The 16,836-nt window shown below is 72.2% G+C and carries 13 protein-coding genes and 1 riboswitch; of the genes, 8 read left to right on the top strand and 5 right to left on the bottom strand.

Features of this window, described 5'->3' with window-relative positions:
• Positions 1-34: 34 nt before the first annotated feature.
• The 3 genes from ACQP10_RS31490 to ACQP10_RS31480 are packed head-to-tail and all read left to right on the top strand — an operon-like array spanning position 35 to position 3,857.
• A complete protein-coding gene (locus ACQP10_RS31490; protein WP_346019222.1) occupies positions 35-562 on the top strand; it encodes a PadR family transcriptional regulator in 528 nt (175 codons plus the stop codon).
• Entirely contained in the window at positions 559-1,266 is a 708-nt protein-coding gene (locus tag ACQP10_RS31485; RefSeq protein WP_346019223.1) for an ABC transporter ATP-binding protein, read from the top strand. Before ACQP10_RS31490 ends, ACQP10_RS31485 begins: the two co-directional genes overlap by 4 nt.
• On the top strand, positions 1,263-3,857 hold the full coding sequence (locus ACQP10_RS31480; protein ID WP_433540225.1) for an FtsX-like permease family protein: 2,595 nt from the start codon (positions 1,263-1,265) through the stop codon (positions 3,855-3,857). The genes ACQP10_RS31485 and ACQP10_RS31480 overlap by 4 nt, the downstream gene beginning before the upstream one ends.
• 576 nt (positions 3,858-4,433) lie before the next feature.
• Here ACQP10_RS31480 and ACQP10_RS31475 read toward each other — a convergent pair.
• Positions 4,434-5,291: a hypothetical protein gene (locus ACQP10_RS31475; protein ID WP_346019225.1), complete on the bottom strand. Its 858-nt coding sequence runs from the start codon at positions 5,289-5,291 to the stop codon at positions 4,434-4,436.
• 213 nt (positions 5,292-5,504) lie between these two features.
• Here ACQP10_RS31475 and serA point away from each other — a divergent pair, with 213 nt between their 5' ends.
• The gene (serA, locus tag ACQP10_RS31470; RefSeq protein WP_346019226.1) at positions 5,505-7,094 is read left to right on the top strand and encodes a phosphoglycerate dehydrogenase; all 1,590 of its coding nucleotides are present in this window, start codon (positions 5,505-5,507) and stop codon (positions 7,092-7,094) included.
• 519 nt (positions 7,095-7,613) lie between these two features.
• Here serA and ACQP10_RS31465 read toward each other — a convergent pair.
• Positions 7,614-8,336, bottom strand: a complete 723-nt coding sequence (locus tag ACQP10_RS31465; RefSeq protein WP_433540224.1) for a C40 family peptidase — start codon at positions 8,334-8,336, stop codon at positions 7,614-7,616.
• Positions 8,324-8,561, bottom strand: a riboswitch (cyclic di-AMP (ydaO/yuaA leader). It overlaps the preceding gene by 13 nt.
• Before the next feature lie 142 nt (positions 8,562-8,703).
• On the opposite strand from ACQP10_RS31465, the gene ACQP10_RS31460 reads away from it, so the two are divergent.
• Positions 8,704-9,750, top strand: coding sequence for a 3-isopropylmalate dehydrogenase (locus ACQP10_RS31460; RefSeq protein WP_346019228.1), 1,047 nt, complete (start codon positions 8,704-8,706; stop codon positions 9,748-9,750).
• Positions 9,751-9,929: 179 nt separating this feature from the next.
• Complete coding sequence (locus ACQP10_RS31455) at positions 9,930-11,024, top strand: branched-chain amino acid aminotransferase (protein WP_355645999.1); 1,095 nt, start codon at positions 9,930-9,932, stop codon at positions 11,022-11,024.
• Between the two features lie 193 nt (positions 11,025-11,217).
• Here ACQP10_RS31455 and ACQP10_RS31450 read toward each other — a convergent pair whose 3' ends face one another.
• Positions 11,218-11,871 carry an O-methyltransferase gene (locus ACQP10_RS31450; RefSeq protein WP_346019230.1) on the bottom strand — a complete coding sequence of 218 codons (654 nt, stop codon included), beginning with the start codon at positions 11,869-11,871 and terminating at the stop codon, positions 11,218-11,220.
• Between the two features lie 295 nt (positions 11,872-12,166).
• Here ACQP10_RS31450 and cimA point away from each other — a divergent pair, with 295 nt between their 5' ends.
• Positions 12,167-13,744 carry a citramalate synthase gene (gene cimA / locus ACQP10_RS31445; RefSeq protein WP_179824874.1) on the top strand — a complete coding sequence of 526 codons (1,578 nt, stop codon included), beginning with the start codon at positions 12,167-12,169 and terminating at the stop codon, positions 13,742-13,744.
• A 45-nt stretch (positions 13,745-13,789) separates the two neighbouring features.
• Here the strand turns inward: cimA and ACQP10_RS31440 are convergent, their stop codons facing one another.
• Positions 13,790-15,469, bottom strand: coding sequence for a heparinase II/III domain-containing protein (locus ACQP10_RS31440; protein WP_346019231.1), 1,680 nt, complete (start codon positions 15,467-15,469; stop codon positions 13,790-13,792).
• A gap of 276 nt (positions 15,470-15,745) precedes the next feature.
• Here ACQP10_RS31440 and ACQP10_RS31435 point away from each other — a divergent pair, with 276 nt between their 5' ends.
• Entirely contained in the window at positions 15,746-16,342 is a 597-nt protein-coding gene (locus ACQP10_RS31435) for an HD domain-containing protein (RefSeq protein WP_346019232.1), read from the top strand.
• 75 nt (positions 16,343-16,417) lie between these two features.
• Here ACQP10_RS31435 and ACQP10_RS31430 read toward each other — a convergent pair whose 3' ends face one another.
• Positions 16,418-16,813 carry an antibiotic biosynthesis monooxygenase family protein gene (locus tag ACQP10_RS31430; protein ID WP_346019233.1) on the bottom strand — a complete coding sequence of 132 codons (396 nt, stop codon included), beginning with the start codon at positions 16,811-16,813 and terminating at the stop codon, positions 16,418-16,420.
• Positions 16,814-16,836: the final 23 nt, after the last annotated feature.

Here is a 16,836-nt window from a genome sequence, read left to right as displayed (position 1 = left end):
CCGTGACCATACCGAGTATGCATACTCAGTATCCATGGCGATCCGACAGGGGCTGCTGGCCCTGCTCAGCCAGGGGCCCCGCTACGGCTACCAGTTGCGGGCGGAGTTCGAGGCGTCGACGGGGGCGACCTGGCCACTCAACATCGGCCAGGTCTACACGACGCTCTCCCGCCTGGAACGCGACGGCCTGGTGGCCCCCGGCGAGCAGGACGACCAGGGCCGGGTCGTCTACACGATCACCGAGGCCGGTCGGGCCGAGATGGCGCGATGGTTCGGCACCCCCGTCGCCCAGGCCGACCGGCCCCGGGACGAGCTGGTCATCAAGCTCGCGATGGCGGTCACCGCCGGGGCGGACGTGCGCCCGATCATCCAGGCCCAGCGCACCGCGACCATGGGCACCCTCCAGCGGCTCACCCGCGCCAGGCGGGCGAGCGCGGAGGACCCGGCCCAGCGGCTGGTGCTCGACTCCATGATCTTCCAGGCCGAGGCCGAGCAGCGCTGGCTCGACCACTGCGAGGCCGTGCTCGCGGCCTCCCCCCAGACGCAGGAGAGACAAGCATGAGTTTCGATCCGGTCGTCCGGCTCACGGACGTCGGCCGCCTGCACGGAGACGGCCCGGGAGCCGTGACGGCCCTCTCGGAGGTGAGCCTCGCGGTCGAGGCCGGGGAGCTGGTGGCGGTGATGGGCCCGTCCGGGTCCGGCAAGTCCACCCTGCTCAACGTCGCGGGCGGCCTCGACCGGCCCACCTCGGGTGACGTGGTCGTGGAGGGCGTCTCGCTGACGCGCCTCCCGGCCGGGGAGCTCGCCGCGCTGCGTCGCCGGCACGTCGGCTACGTCTTCCAGGACCTCAACCTGATCCCCTCGCTCACCGCCCTGGAGAACGTGACGCTGCCGCGCGAGCTGGACGGGGTCCGCTTCCGGGACGCCCGCCGCCAGGCGCTGGAGGTGCTCGCCGAGGTCGGCCTCGCCGAGGTCGCCGACCGCTTCCCCGACGAGATCTCCGGCGGCCAGCGCCAGCGGGTGGCGATCGCCCGCGCCCTGGCCGGGGAGCGGCGGCTGATCCTGGCCGACGAGCCGACCGGCGCCCTCGACACCCCGACCGGCGACGAGATCCTCCAGCTCCTGCGCGCCCGCTGCGACGCCGGGGCGGCGGTCCTGCTCGTCACCCACGAGCCCCGCTACGCGGCCTGGGCCGACCGGGTGGTCTTCCTGCGCGACGGCCGGGTCGCCGACACCGCCACCGCGCCGCTGGAGAGCGCCCGATGAGCGCCCCGGCACCCGTCATGACGCGCACCGGGACGACGGGAGCCGCGCGTTCCCGGCCGGCCGCCTTCCTGGCGGCGCTGCGGATCTCCCGGCGGGACGCGCTGCGGGCCCGGGGCCGCAGCGCGCTGATCATGGTGATGGTCGGCCTGCCCGTCCTGGTCATCGTCTTCGCCCTGATCTTCGCCGCGACGGCGGATATCACCCGGAGGGAGGGGCTCACCGCGCGGATCGGCAGCGCCGACCTGCGGATCGTGACACTCGGGCGGCCCGATACCGACGGCCGCGCATCGACGCCCACCTCGCCGGCCGAGGTCATGAGGCTGCTCGGGCCCGGGGCCCGGATCATCCCGGCGAACGAGGGAAGCGCCGACTTCCGGGGTGAGCGCGGCTACGACAACGCGTCCGCGCGCGAGCTGGACCTGCGAGACCCCCTGACGAAGGGGATGTACCGCCTGCTGCGGGGCCGCCTCCCGGCCGCGCCCGGCGAGATCGTGGTGACCCCCGGCGCGGAGGAGCGGGGGATGCGGTTCGGCACGACACCGGCCGTGACCTTCAAGCTGACCCCGATGCGGGTGGTCGGGGTCGTCGAGCACCCGCACCAGACGAAGAGCGCGGAGATCATCGGCCTTCCGGGCACCCTGCTGTTCGACAGGGCCGACGGGCGCGGCACCGGCTGGCTGGCCGACACCCCGAAACCGGTCACCCTCCGGGACATCCGCGGGCTCCAGGCGGCGAACCTGAACGTCGAGGCCCCCGCCACCGTCAAGGACACGAGCGACTATCGCGACACCCGGGACATCGTGGCCGTCGGCCTGATCGTGGTGATGGGTGTGCTGGAGGTGGTGCTGCTGGCCGGTCCGGCGTTCGCGGTGGGGGTGCGGCGGCGTCGGCGGGAGCTGGCGCTGGTCGCGGCGCAGGGCGGCTCACCGGGGCAGGTGAGGATGGTGCTGCTGGCCGACGGGGTGGTGCTGGGCGGCGGTGCGGCGCTGCTCGGGCTGGTGCTGGGCGTCGGCCTCGGGGCGCTGTCGGCCGTGCTGGAGGCGGGCCGGCTGATCGGCGGAGTGGGTCCGCTGGACGTCCCCTGGGTGCCGGTGCTGGCCGTCGCCGCGCTGGGGGCGGCCAGCGGGGTGGCGGCGGCGGTGCTGCCCGCCGTACGGGCGGCCCGGCAGGACGTCGCGGCGGTGCTCGCCGGGCGCAGGAGTCCGGCGCGTGACCGCGCGGGCCGTCCGATCATCGGTGCGGTCCTGGTCGTCGCGGGAGCCGTGGCCGCCGTGCGCGCCATCGGGTCCGACCGGGTCTGGGTCCTCGCCGCGGAGATCCTGGCCCTGCTGGGGCTGGTCGCGCTGACGCCTTCCATGGTCCGGCTCGCGGCGGCGGCCGCCAGGGCGCTGCCGCTGCCGCTGCGGCTGGCCGCCCGCGACGCGGCCCGCAACCGGGGCCGCACCGCTTCCGCCGTCGCGGCGGTCCTGACGGCGGCCGCCGCCTTCACGATGGCGGCCGTCGCGTTCGACAGCAACCTCGCCGAACGGCGCGACGCCTTCCACCCGACGCTTCCGGCCGGGACCGTGGAGATCGACGGCTCGCGCCTCGACGACGCCCGATGGGCCAGGGCCAGGACGATCGTCGAGCGCGCCCTGCCCGGCGCGCCGCTGATCGAGGCCGTCGCGCTCCGCGACACCCGGGGAGCCGCCGTGGAGCTCTCGGTCGGACACCTCGACGCTGCGGACGGCATGTACCTCGGCAACCCCTTCGGCGTGAGCCTGCCGGTGGGGGACGGGCGGTTGCTGGAGTTCGTCCAGGGACGGCGGGACCCGGTCGCGGCGGCGGCGTTCGCCGCGGGCAGGGCCGTGGTGTTCGACCCGCGCCTGGTGCGCGACGGACGGCTGCGGTTGTCCACCGTGCACTTCGCCGGCCACGACTCATCCGAGGCTCCGAGGGATCTCACCGTTCCCGCGGTCGTGGCGCGGGCCGCCGACCCCCGGCGCGCCGTCGCGGTGCTCCCCGTCTCGGCCCTGCCCGCCCTCGGCCTGAAGCCCGAGGCGCGCGTGCTGTACGCCGCCCCCTCCTCCGTCCGGCTCACCGAGGAGCAGGAGGTCAGGCTGGGGCGGGAACTGACGATCATGGCCGGTCCGGTCGGCGTGACCTTCGTGCGTGACCTCGACTCGTACGGCTTCGTCAAGCCGCTGCTGTTCCTGGCGGCGGCGGTCCTGGCGCTGGGCGGCACGCTCGCCGCCACCGGCCTCGCCGCGGCCGACCTGCGTCCCGACCTCGCCACCATGGCCGCCGTCGGCGCGAGGCCCGGCACCCGGCGGCTGGTCGTCGCCGGCCAGGCGGGGTTCATCGCCGGGCTCGGCGCGCTGGCCGGCGCCCTCGCGGGGATCCCCGCCGGGATCGTGGTGGCCGGGTCGTCGATGCCGTACGGCTACCGCGCCTGGGCGCCCGACCCGTCGTCGTTCCTCGACCGGCTGCCGCCGGTCGAGCTCCCCTGGCTCTTCCTCGCCGCGCTGGTGGTCGGCCTGCCGCTGCTGGCGGCGCTGGTCGCGGGGGCGTTCACCCGGACCCGGGTCACCCTGACCCGCCGGGTCACCTGACCGTGTCCCGCCGGGTCGCCTGACCGCCTGGCCTTCCCGGTCGCCGGGGGCGGCGGACCGCCGGTGTCCCGCCGTCCGATGCGACGGGATGCCGGTGCTTCGCCGCCCGGTGCGGCGAGGGTACGCCGCGCCGGGCGTCCGGGCTGGTAGGTGTGGTGATGACGTTCCGATCACCCGATCCCGGCGGCGAGCGAGACGGCGAGCGAGACGATGCCCGACAGCGTTCCCGGCGACCCGCCGGACGGCCCGCCGGGTGGCGAGCCGGTTCGGCGCCGCCGGTGCCGGTGGACCCGGTACGGCCGGCGCCGGCCGTACCGGGTCCACCGGCACCGGTCGTTCCGGCGCGGCGGCGTTCCCGCGGCGTCCGTGGCGCCGACCGTCCCGGCGGGCGCTGTTCGGCGCCGTCTACGGGACCGTCCTGGCCAGCAGCCTGGCCGCGGCGCTCGACAAGGCCGGTGTACCGCCCAACCCCGGCATCGTGAAGGCGCGGGGAACGACGCACGGCGGCGCGTGGACGGTGACGGTCCGGGGCCCCTCCGGCGCGGGCGGGGCGTCCCGCCCGCGCGGAAGGCGGCCTCAGTCGGTCACGTCGGCGCAGACCACGTGGGCGCAGAGCTCGATCATCCGCCGCTCGGTGCGCGCGTCGGCGACCCGCGCCATCAGGATGGGCGCCTCGCTCGCGGCGAGCTGCGGCAGCCGGGCGCGCACCCCGCGGTGGATGTCCCGGACCACGTCCTCGGCCGCCGTCATGTGGACCTTGACGTGCAGCATGATCCCGGGCGCGCCGGAGGAGGTCTTGGCCTCGGAGATCCACACGTGGTGGACGAGCGGGTAGTCGGCGAGGACCTGCGCGATCGCGACCCGCAGCGCGGGCAGGATGGGGTGGCGGCAGCGGCTGTAGCCCGGGTCCACCATCTGCATCGGCCCCGACAGGTGGGGCCGGGGGGCGGGGATCCACGGCTGCGCGGGTGCGGCGGGGACGGCGGCCCGCTGCTGGGGGCGGACCGGCGCGGGACGCGACACCGTGGCCATCGCCCCGGTGGCGTACGCCGTCGGGGAGGTGGACGTCAGCGCGGGCGTGGGACCGCTGCGGGTGGAGTCGAGGTATCGCCTGAGGTCCTCGATGGGGACGGCGGCGGCCGCCGGTCCCGCCGCGTCGATCACGATCTCCCGCACACCGGTGACGCGTTGGATGTCGAGGATGGTGCCGGCGTCGCAGGCCGACAGGGAGTGGCTGCCACGGTGCCGCGCGTAGGTGCTCGCCGAGGTGTACCCGAGGAGCACGCGTTCACCGGTCTGCGTCGTGCCGAGCACGACGGAGCGGTCCGGCCGCACGGCGACCAGGAGTCCCCATTCGGCGAGCGCCGCCAGTAGCCGGTGCGGGCCGCCGTGCTGTGCGAGCACGTCGCCGAGAGCGGGGTTCCCGATGCTCATATGAGGAACGATAGGTAGGGGACCACGGCTTATGAGGGTAATCGTGAACTTTTGTGGTGAGCAATACCAAGTTGAATTTTGTAGGTATGAGATCGTCTCGGATGGGTAGCGTCAAGACCCTGTCTCGTATGCCGGGACACTCGTGAACACGTTCACAAGCGCCGATAGACTCGAGAGGTCGTGCAGCAGCCTCTCGTCTTAAGGATCCCGCCTGTGAACAAGCCCGTCGTACTGGTCGCAGAGGAACTCTCCGAGGCCGGTCTCGCGGTCCTGGGCGCGGACTTCGACGTCCGCCACGTCGACGGCGCCGACCGCGCGCAGTTCCTGCCCGCCCTCGCCGGGGTCGACGCCCTCATCGTGCGCAGCGCCACCCAGGTGGACGCCGAAGCGATCGCCGCCGCGCCGAAGCTCCGGGTCGTCGCCCGCGCCGGCGTCGGACTGGACAACGTCGACGTCGAGGCCGCCACCAAGGCCGGTGTCATGGTCGTCAACGCCCCGACCTCCAACATCACCAGCGCCGCCGAGCACACCGTCGCGCTGATCCTCGCCTCCGCGCGCAACGTCGCCCAGGCGCACTCCGCGCTCAAGGGCGGCGAGTGGAAGCGCTCCAAGTACACCGGCGTGGAGCTCGACGAGAAGGTCGTCGCCATCCTCGGCCTCGGCAAGATCGGCCAGCTCGTCGCCCAGCGCCTGCAGCCGTTCGGGGTCGAGCTGATCGCCTACGACCCCTACCTGCAGCCGGCCCGCGCCGCGCAGATGGGCGTCCGCCTGGTGTCGCTGGAGGAGGCCCTCGCCGAGGCCGACTTCATCACCGTGCACCTGCCCAAGTCCAAGGAGACCATCGGGCTCATCGGCGACAAGGAGCTGCGGGCCGTCAAGCCGACGGTGCGCCTGATCAACGTCGCCCGCGGCGGCATCATCGACGAGGGCGCCCTGTACGCCGCGATCAAGGAGGGCCGGGTCGCCGGCGCCGGCATCGACGTCTTCCCCAAGGAGCCGGTCACCGACAGCCCGCTGTTCGAGCTGGACCAGGTCGTCGTCACCCCGCACCTGGGCGCCTCCACCCACGAGGCCCAGGAGAAGGCGGGCACCCAGGTCGCGCGCAGCGTGAAGCTGGCCCTGGCCGGGGAGTTCGTGCCGGACGCCGTCAACGTCCAGGGCGGCGCCGTCGCCGAGGACGTCAAGCCCGGCCTGCCGCTGGCCGAGAAGCTCGGCCGGGTCTTCACCGCGCTGGCCGGTGAGGTCGCCACCCGCCTGGACGTCGAGGTCCGCGGCGAGATCGCCGCGCACGACGTGCGGGTGCTGGAGCTGGCCGCGCTCAAGGGCGTCTTCGCCGACGTGGTGGAGGACTCCGTCACCTACGTCAACGCCCCGCTGCTGGCCAAGGACCGCGGGGTGACCGTCGAACTGGTCACCAGCCAGGAGAGCCCCGACTGGCGCAACGTGGTGACCGTGCGCGGCGTCCTCGCCGACGGCCGTACGGTCTCGGTCTCCGGCACGCTGTCCGGCCCGCGGCAGATCACGAAGATCGTCGAGGTCAACGGCTACCAGATGGAGATCGAGCCGACCGACCACCTGTCGTTCTTCGCCTACAGCGACCGTCCCGGCGTCGTCGGCATCGTCGGCCGCATCCTCGGCGACCACGGCATCAACATCGCCTCGATGCAGGTGTCCCGCGACGTCAAGGGCGGCAAGGCGCTCATCGCGCTGACCGTCGACACCACGATCCCGGCCGACGTGGTGGACCAGATCGCCGGCGAGATCGGCGCCGACAGCGGCCGCTCGGTCGACCTGGCCGACTAGGCCGCCGCGCCGCGGGTCCCCGGCACGGCGGGGGCCCGCGAAGGGACGCCTTCCGGCCCTCTTCGCGGCCGTTCTTTGTCTCGCCATGTGAGAAATATGGACAACGGGCGAGACGGCGTTCCGGTGGGCGGGTACTGTGACAGGAAATGCGCCAGGTTCTCGTAATCCTTACCTGCCGCGGCGGGGCCTGACGGGCAGGCCGGCACCTCGCCGCGGTGCGGTGGCGTTCGCCGGCTTCACCTTCGCGTCGCGGATCCGCGACCCGGATCCGTGGCACCAGGCCCGGTCGGACTCGTGACCGGAGTTCCCAGCCACATTTCCCGCTCGCCCGTGAACGAGACGAGGCTTGTCATGTACGACATGTATCCCTGGAACCGCCCGGAAGAGAACAAGGACGAGGCCGCCGACGCGCTGCAGACCGCGCTGGACCGGCGTGACAACGGCGGAGTCCCCATCCGCTGATCCGGATAGGCGGAGGAGCCGCCGGCCGGGGATCGGGGCCGGCGGTCTCCCGCCGCGTCAGGCGCTCTTCGCGCCGTCCTTCTTCGTGTCCTTCGCGGCGTCCTTGCCGGTCGACATGGTGCCGTTCTCGATCGCGAGCTTGACGCCCTCGCGGTCGGGGCGGACGGCCCCGGCGAAGACGCTGCGCCGCCAGGAGCTGAGCTTCTCCTCGCGGACGACGTCGCCGGTGCGCGGGGCATGGACCATGTAGCCGGGTCGGCTGATCATGCCGACGTGGCCGAGGCCGCTGAAGAAGACGAGGTCACCGGGCTTGAGGTTGTTCCAGGAGATCTTCTTGTCGAAGGCCGCGTACTGGTCGTAGGTGACCCGGGGGAGCTTGATGCCGGCGGCGCCGTAGGCGCGCTGCATCAGGCCGGAGCAGTCGAAGCCGCCGTGGCCGGTGCCGCCCCAGACGTAGGGGGTGCCGCGCTTGGACATCGCCCACTTCACGGCCTTCTTCCAGGCGGGCTCGGGAGCCTTGGCAGGGGTGGCCTGCGCCGGCTCGGACGTGGACCCGGGCTTGGCGGTGGACTCGGGCTCGGCGGTGGCCGAGGGGGCGGGGGCCGGCGTGGGAATGGCGGCCGGGAGCGCCGTGGCGAGCGTGGGGGAGGGGGCGACCACCGGGGAGGGGGTCGGTGTGGCGGCCATGGCGGCGGCGGGGGCCGCGAGTGCGGCGGCGCCGACGGCGACGATGGACAGGGCACGGGGGAAAAGCTTGCCGGACAGGGCGATTCCTTCCATAAGGCCTGCCGGGTTAGCTGTCGGACTCGGGCGTGGAGGCCGCCCTACGGCGCGATGACGCGCTGATTCGCCCCAAGGAAGACCCCCGTATGCGGGCAGCAGGAAGCACGCTCACTGGAAGCGGAGCCGTGTCTCCGGCGCCCCGGGTGTTTTCCGGAAGGTGGGTCCCCGGCTCCCCGGGGCCGGACATGGGGGTGGCCCACGGGGATTAGGCGTCGATACGAACGGGAGGACGATAACGAAAGTTCATGAATCGGTCAATACCACGCAAAATCGGACAAATTGATCAAGCGTCGCATGACACGCCGTTGCGTCCGTACCGTGAGATGGGTGTTCGGCAGCCGAGACGAACCGGTAGGGTGCGTGCATGGATTCGCGCAACATTCGCCTGGCAGTCATCCCTGGTGACGGGATCGGAGTGGAAGTCGTCGCCGAGGGGCTGAAGGTCCTCCAAGCGGTCGGCGCCAAGGCCGAGACCACCACCTACGACCTCGGCGCCAAGCGTTACCACGCGACCGGCGAGGTCCTCACCGACGTGGTCCTGGACGAGCTGCGCGGATACGACGCGATCCTGCTCGGCGCGGTCGGCGACCCCAGCGTGCCCCCGGGCGTCCTGGAGCGTGACCTGCTGCTCAAGCTCCGTTTCCGGCTCGACCACTACGTCAACCTCCGCCCGGTCAAGCTCTTCCCCGGCGTGGAGACCCCGCTCGGCGGAGCCCGGCCCGAGGACATCGACATGATCGTCGTCCGCGAGGGCACCGAGGGCCCGTACGCCGGGGCCGGGGGCGTGATGCGCCGGGACACCCCGCAGGAGATCGCCACGCAGGAGTCGCTGAACACCGCGTTCGGCGTCGAGCGCGTCGTCCGCTACGCCTTCGACAAGGCGCGCAACCGCCCCCGCAGGAAGCTCACGCTGGTCCACAAGACCAACGTGCTCACCTACGCCGGAGACCTCTGGTCCCGCACGTTCGACCGGGTCGGCCAGGAGTACCCCGAGGTCCAGACCGACTACTGCCACGTCGACGCGGCCTCGATGTTCTTCGTCACGCAGCCGGAGCGGTTCGACGTGATCGTCACCGACAACCTCTTCGGCGACATCCTCACCGACATCGGCGCCGCCGTCGCCGGCGGCATCGGCCTGGCGGCCAGCGGCAACGTCAACCCCGACCGCACCGCGCCGAGCATGTTCGAGCCGGTCCACGGCAGCGCGCCCGACATCGCGGGCCAGGGCAAGGCCGACCCGACGGCCACGATCCTGTCGGTCGCCATGCTCCTCGACCACCTCGGCCTGACCGAGGAGGCCGCCCGGGTCGAGCAGGCCGTGGCCGACGACCTCCTGGAGCGGCAGACCGGCTGGACGGCCCGGACCACCCACGAGATCGGCGACGACATCGCCGCCCGAGTAGCCGGCTGAGAGGCCGCCTACCCGATTCACCCACGCGCCCGGCGGCTCCGCGAGCCTCCGGGCGCTGCTTTTTGCCCGCAGTGGCACGCCCACTGCCGACTTTGTCCTACATGCAGTAGTTTCCCGGTATCCGGTCCATCGCAGAATGGACTGAGGTGCAGTTCGACTCGAAGAGAAGGATCCCCGCCATGACCACTGCTCAGAAGCTCAGCTTCGACGTGCAGCTATCCGACCACGCCCGCACCGCGGCCGAGCGCGAGCAGGTACTGGCGAACCCCGGATTCGGCCAGGTCTTCACCGACCACATGATCCGGATCGACTACACCGAGGGCCGGGGCTGGCACGACGCGCGGCTCATGCCGTACGGCCCGCTGACCCTCGACCCGGCGACCGCGGTCTTCCACTACGCCCAGGAGTTCTTCGAGGGATTGAAGGCGTACCGCCAGGAGGGCGGGTCGATCGTGTCGTTCCGGCCGCAGGCCAACGCCGCCCGGTTCAACCTCTCGGCGGGCCGGATGGCCATGCCCGAGCTGCCGGAGGAGACGTTCGTCGAGTCGCTGGAACTGCTCGTCCAGACCGACCGCGACTGGGTGCCCACCACCCCCGGCCACAGCCTCTACCTGCGCCCCTTCATGATCGCCACGCAGCCGGCGCTCGGGGTGAACCACCCGTCCTCGACCTACTCCTACATGGTGATCGCCTCCCCGGCGGCCTCCTACTTCGGCGGAAGCCGGCCCGTCTCGGTCTGGCTGTCCACCGAGTACACCCGCGCCGCCCCCGGCGGCACCGGGTTCGCCAAGTGCGGCGGCAACTACGCCGCCGCCTTCGTGGCCCAGCGCCAGGCCGTCGCGCAGGGCTGTGACCAGGTGGTCTGGCTCGACGCGAACGAGCACCGCTACGTCGAGGAGATGGGCGGGATGAACCTGTTCTTCGTCTACGGTGACCGCCTCCTCACCCCCGCCCTCACCGGCACCCTCCTGCCCGGCATCACCCGCGACTCGATCCTCACCATGGCCTCCGACCTCGGCCTGACCGCCGAGGAGGGGCGCCTGTCCATCGAGGAGTGGCAGGCCGGCGCGGAGTCCGGCGAGCTCACCGAGGTCTTCGCCTGCGGCACCGCCGCGGTCGTGACCCCGGTCGGCGCGGTCAAGGGCGCCGACCGCGCCTGGACGATCGGCGACGGCACCCAGGGCCCGGTCACCACCCGCATCCGCGAGGAACTGGTCGGCATCCAGTACGGCACCCGCCCCGACCCCTACCACTGGGTCCACAAGATCTGCTGAGAAAGCGTCCCGGGGTGGGCGGCGCGGCGACTCCCGTGCCGCTCGCCCCGTGTCCCGGAGTCGACCCGGTACGGGAGGGCCGATTCGGAAAGCCGTGAAGAGCCCGGACCGCCGGACGTTCGTGACGTGGAAGCGGGCCCTGAAGGCGCGCCCCCGCCCGGGATTCGGGGGGATTCTCGTCAGTGTTCTCGAATCAGTTCTTCCTGATCACGGTGAGGCCGTCGGCCATGGGCAGCATGATCGAGGTGACCCGGTCGTCCGCCGTGACCAGGTCGTTGAACTCGCGCATCGCCCGGGTCTCCGCGTCGTCGGCGGTGGGGTCGGCGACCCGCCCGCCCCACAGCGTGTTGTCGGCCAGGATCAGCCCGCCGGGGACGAGCCGCTCCATCAGCAGCTGGTAGTAGACCGGATAGCCCGCCTTGTCGGCGTCGATGAACGCGAGGTCCACGCCCTGCCACGGCGGCAGCTCCGCGAGTCGTTCGGCGGCCGGGCCGAGTCGCAGCTCCACCCGGTCGGCGACACCCGCCTTGTCCCAGTAGCGCCGGGCGACGTCCGTCCACTCCTCGCTGGCGTCGAAGCAGGTCAGCCTGCCGCCGGGGGCGAGCCCGCAGGCGATGCAGATGGAGGAGTAGCCGGTGAAGGTGCCCACCTCCACCACGTTCGCGGCGCGGCTGACCTGAGTGATCATCGTCAGGAAGCGCCCCTGGTCCGGGGAGACGAGCATGTTCGCGCCCTCGCCGGTCAGCTCGCGGGTCTCCATGGCCAGCGCGTCCAGGACGTCGTCGGGGAGCGTGGTGTGCGCCAGCAGGTACTGCCCGATCGCCGGGTCGATGTAAGTCGCCTTCATGGGGGCCATTCTTGCCGCTCGCCGCGTTCCGACACCGGGAAAACGCCATGTCAGCGCGGCGCGTGTCCCGGATCGTGAGATGTATGTGTCAGATGGTGGTGGAGTACGGGTAGACTCCGAGGCACCATGTTCTACGGTCTGCTCATTATCGGCAGGCGCGCCGGCTGAAAAGGGACAACGCCGGCGCGCAGACCTCTCACGTCCGTGAGGGGTCTTTTTGTTTTCCGGGCTCCGTGGACCTTCGGGAGCCGGACGGCACGCGACGGATCGCCCGAACCCGCCCAAGGAGACTCGAATGACCGACGACCGGTTCCACGTGTACGACACGACGCTCCGTGACGGAGCCCAGCAGGAGGGCCTGAACCTCACGGTGGCCGACAAGCTGGCCATCGCTCGTCACCTGGACGACCTGGGCGTCGGTTTCATCGAGGGCGGCTGGCCCGGCGCCAACCCCAAGGACACCGAATTCTTCAGGCGCGCTCGAACAGAGCTGGACCTGAAGCACGCGCGGCTCGCCGCGTTCGGCGCGACCCGCCGGGCGGGCGTGAAGGCGGCCGACGACCCGTTGGTGGCCGCGCTGCGCGAATCCGGCGCGCCGGTCGTGACCCTTGTCGCCAAGAGTCACGACCGGCACGTGGAGCTGGCCCTCCGCACGACCCTTGAGGAGAACCTCGCGATGATCCGCGACACGGTCTCCCACCTTCGTGCGGAGGGCCAGAGGGTCTTCCTCGACGCCGAGCACTTCTTCGACGGCTACCGGTCCAACCCGGCCTACGCGCTGGAGGTCGTGCGCACCGCGGCCGAGGCGGGCGCCTCGGTGATCGCGCTGTGCGACACCAACGGGGGCATGCTGCCCGACGAACTGGCCGAGGTCGTGCAGGCGGCGGTGGGGACCTCCGCCCGGATCGGCATCCACTGCCACGACGACACCGGCTGCGCGGTGGCCAACACCCTCGCCGCGGTCAAGGCGGGCGCCACCCACGTGCAGGGCTGCGCCAACGGGTACGGCGAGCGCTCCGGCAACGCCAACCTGTTCACCGTCGTGGCCAACCTGCAGCTCAAGCGGGGCTTCGACCTCGTCCCGACGGAGTCGCTGTCGGAGATGACGAGGATCGCGCACGCGATCACCGAGGTGACCAACGTCACCCCCAACTCCCACGCCCCCTACGTGGGCGTCTCGGCCTTCGCGCACAAGGCCGGGCTGCACGCCAGCGCGATCAAGGTGGACCCCAACCTCTACCAGCACATCGACCCGGCCCAGGTGGGCAACGACATGCGGATGCTCGTCTCCGACATGGCCGGCCGCGCCTCCGTGGAGCTCAAGGGCCGCGAGCTGGGCTACGAGCTGCCCGCGGAGACCTCGCGCGAGCTGGTGGACCGCGTCAAGGACCTGGAGTCGAAGGGCTACACCTTCGAGGCGGCCGACGCCTCCTTCGAGCTGTTGCTCCGTGACACCGTGGCGGGCCGCCGGACGCGCCACTTCACGGTCGAGTCCTGGCGGGTGATCGTCGAGCGGACCCGCGGGGCCGAGCTGGTCAGCGAGGCCACGGTCAAGCTGCACGCCAAGGGGGAGCGGATCGTCTCCACCGGCGAGGGCAACGGCCCGGTCAACGCGCTGGACAAGGCGGTCCGGCTGGGGCTGGAGCGGCTCTACCCCGAGCTGGCCCGGCTGGAGCTCACCGACTTCAAGGTCCGCATCCTGGAGGGCACGTACGGCACCGGCGCGGTCACCCGCGTGCTGATCACCACCAGCGACGCGGATGGCGAGTGGTCCACCGTGGGCGTCGACGAGAACATCATCGAGGCCTCCTGGCAGGCCCTGGAGCAGGCCGTCACCTACGGGCTGTTCCGGGCGGGCCACGCCGCCGGCTGACCGTCGACGGGGTACGGTCCCGCGGACCGTACCCCGGCCGGAGGCTCAGCGCAGGTCGGACCCGGAGACCTTGAAGCTCACCGCGCCCTCGGAGGTCCCCACGGTCACCTTGGAACCGGAGCAGGAGAACGAGGGCTTGTCGGCGCCCGGCACCACGACGGTGAGCACCGGGTCCGCCGACGCGGGGGAGACGACCGCCGGGGCGGGCTGCTTGTTGAGGTAGGCGGTGGAGACCCAGCCCTGGTAGGGGTTCCGCTGCCCGCGGATCACCTTCAGCCCGCTCACCGGCTTGCACGAGGGCATCGAGACCTGCGCCAGCGTGGCCTTCCAGCCCGCCTTGTCCTTGACCACGACGCGGCCGCCGGAGGCGGAGACGGTGGACAGCTCCGAGGCGAGATGCCAGGTGGTGGAGATCCTGGAGCCCTTGGGCGCCGTGTCCAGCACGGCCATCACGTCGCGTCCGTGGTTGACCAGCACCGAGCGGGTCCTCGGCACGCCGTAGGCCCGGTCGGTCAGCCGGTAGCTCTGCCGGTCCTCGCCGATGGACGACCTGCTCAGGGCGGTGGCCGTCCTCCCGCGGAACGGCCGTCCCACCACGGCCGGGGTGTTGTGCGCCTGCGGCGACATCGTCCAGCGGCGGTAGGTGTTCTCCTCGTAGGAGTGGAAGCCCACGTCCACCAGGACGTCGCGGCCCTGGGCGTAGTAGGTCACGCCCAGGTGGTCCTCGTGCCCGTGGTACTTCAGGCCGGGGCCGAAGCGGATGGAGTAGAACGCCGACTCGGGCTTGTCCCAGTCGGTGCGCCCGTAGACGTAGCCGTTGCCGAACACCTTGACCTTCGCCTTGGGGTGGTCGTAGCCGACCGGCCGGACGTCCGCGCCGCCGTCGCCGATCGGGACCATGAACCCGTTCGGCTGGGTGGAGTGGGCGATGAAGGTCTCCAGCCCCTCCCACCGCTTGGCGATCTCGGCGGGGACCTTGAGGCCGCACGCCTTGATGTTGTCCATCGCGACCCTGAGTCGCTCGTGGACGTAGACCGCGTAGCGCGGCGCCTGCTCGCGCAGCACGCCCTGGGAGTCGACGTCCAGCTTGACCGTCTCGATCAGGCGCCGCAGGGCGAGGCCGGACCATTCGGAGCGCTTGTAGCGGCACCCGATGCCCAGCAGCGCGATGTCCTGGTCGATGCCGTGGTTGTGGCCCTTCTCGTACAGGCGGGGGTCGGACAGCACCGCGGCGTGCTCGGCCAGGCTCTTCGACAGCCAGGACTCCTGGACGTGCTTGCTGAGGCAGACCAGGGCGGGGGCGCGCAGCGCGACGGGGTGCTCCTGCCAGGCGTACGGGCTGGCCTTCGGGCCGCCGCGGCGCGGGTTGTCGGTCACCCAGTCCTTGGCGATCTCGGTGGCGCGGGTCAGGTAGGACCTGTTCCCGCTGGTCTCGTACTCGGCCACCAGCCGCCCCATCCAGCGCAGCGAGTGGAAGACCATGCTCCAGGAGCGGTTGCGGTAGGGGTCGGTGCGCCAGTTGACGTCCTTGCCGACCTTGACCGGCGGCAGGTCCAGGAACTCGACCTCGCCGTTCATGATGTCCGGCGCGGTCGGGGTGGCCGGGAGCCAGTCGCCCTGGCACTCGGAGGTGCGTTCCACCGCGGCCCGCGCCGGGCCGGTCGCCGTGCCGTAGCTCAGGAGGAGGACGGCGGAGAGGATGAGTGCTCTGGTGCGGCGGCGCACGCCTGTTCCTTCCGGGGCTGACGACGAGGGCGGATCATGCTGTCCGAATCCCACCAAACCGGTCAAGTTGGAAGGAGAGCTTTCAGGAGATCGTTAGCAACTAGATGCGCGCCGCGGGTTTGACGGCGGTTACGGTGGCGCGCCCGCTCCGCCCACCGGCCTCCCCGACCTCACCGGCCGCCTCTCCGGCCGACCTCGTCACGCCCGTCCGGCCTCGTCGTGCTCACCGGCCGCCCCGCCCGCGGACCGCGTCGCCGCCTGGTTCATGCTGGGCGCATGCGACTCGCCGACATCGTGACCCCCGAGACCCCCGCCGCCCGCGCCGCGCTGGAGGTCGCCACCGAGTACTGCTCGCCCGCCCTGCTGAACCACTCCGTCCGCGCCTACCTGTGGGCGGCGGCCTACGGGGCGATGAACGGCATCGCCTTCGACGCCGAGCTGCTGTACGTCTCGGCGATGCTGCACGACATCGGCCTGGTCCAGGAGTTCGACAGCCACACCGTGCCGTTCGAGGAGGCCGGGGGCCACGTCGCCTGGGTATTCGGCGCCGGGGCGGGGTGGCCCGTGGCGCGGCGGAGGCGCGCCGCCGAGGTGATCGTGCGCCACATGTGGGACGAGGTGGACGTCGAGGCCGATCCCGAGGGCCACCTGCTGGAGCTGTCGACCGGCCTGGACATCTCCGGACGGCGGCCGGAGGCGTTCCCCGCCGAGCTGCGCGCCGAGGTGCTCGGCCGCCATCCCCGGCTGGGCATCGGCGAGGAGTTCACCGCCTGCATCAAGGGCCAGGCCGCCCGTAAGCCGGACAGCCTGGCCGCGGGCTTCGTCCGCAACGGCGTCGCCGGGCGGATCGCGGCGAACCCGCTGGACCGCTGACGACGCCCGGCCGCCGGCCCGGAAGGGCCGGGACGCTCAGGACTCCTGGCCGTCGGCCCGGAAGGGCCGGGACGCTCAGGACTCCTGGCCGCCCGGGCCGGCGCTCTGGACGACATCGAACGACCACAGCTCCGCCGCGGTGGCGGCCGGCGACCGCCCGTGCCCGTGGCCGGCGCCCTCCCCGTGCCCGTGGCCCTGACCGGCCTCCTGCCCATGGCCGTGACCGGCGCCGCCGCCCTCCCCGTGGCCCCCCTGGAACGCCCGGCTCTCGGTCCAGCGCCTGAAGTCGTCCTCGGAGCGCCAGCGGGTGTAGACCATGTAGCGGTCGGTGCCCTCGACCGGGCGGAGCAGCTCGAACCACTCGAACCCGTCGGCCGACTCGACCATCCCGGCGCGCGAGGAGAACCGGCGTTCCAGCTCCTGGCGCATCTCGGCCGGCACCGTCAGGACGTTTATCTTCACGACCGACACATCTTCTCCCTGGTGTTCGAGGT

Source organism: Streptosporangium sandarakinum (assembly GCF_050942225.1).
GTDB classification, from domain to species: Bacteria; Actinomycetota; Actinomycetes; order Streptosporangiales; family Streptosporangiaceae; genus Streptosporangium; species Streptosporangium nondiastaticum.
This window is presented reverse-complemented; position numbering and strand designations above follow the sequence as displayed.